Origin of the sequence: Pseudomonas sp. EA_5y_Pfl2_R50 (assembly GCF_963970475.1) — a bacterium.
Classification (GTDB): domain Bacteria; phylum Pseudomonadota; class Gammaproteobacteria; order Pseudomonadales; family Pseudomonadaceae; genus Aquipseudomonas.
The window spans coordinates 1-464 of the sequence record NZ_CAXAPT010000158.1 but is presented as its reverse complement, the minus strand read 5'-3'; the positions used below and the strand labels follow the sequence as shown (position 1 = coordinate 464).

General features: G+C 67.0%; 1 pseudogene. It reads right to left on the bottom strand.

The features are described 5' to 3' along the window. Nucleotides 1-105: 105 nt before the first annotated feature. Nucleotides 106-342: pseudogene (locus tag AACY19_RS27220) on the bottom strand (IS66 family transposase zinc-finger binding domain-containing protein); the annotation flags it as partial. Between the last annotated feature and the right edge of the window lie 122 nt (nucleotides 343-464).

The following is a 464-nucleotide window of genomic DNA, read 5'->3' as shown; positions in this document are numbered from 1 at the left end:
CCGCGATCATGAACCAGGGCACGTCATAGCCCTTGCGCTTCAGCCGCGCGGACTCCTCCGTGAACCAGGCCTTGTTGCGCGGGTCGCACAGGCGCCTCGCCGCCGCATCGTCGCGAGCAATTGTGGGCCGATGAAGCCGCGCGGTGTGGCATGGAACGGCGCGGGCGGCTGGCTGATCTTCTCGCAATCGCGGCAGGTGAACTTCTCGCGTACCGTCTCGATCAGCTTGAAGCGGCGCGGGATCTCCTCCAGCGTCTTGGTCACATCCTCACCGATCTTCGCCAGCCGCGATCCACCGCAGCAGGCGCAGGTCGTTGGAGCCTCAATGACGACGCGCTCGCGTTCGGATCAGCGGGTCCCGCGGGATGCCGCGCCAATCGGCGAGGAGCTGCTGGTCACCGGGGGTCGGACGAACACGAAAGCCGATCCCGGGCTCCGCACGGATGCGCTCACCCAGTCGAACA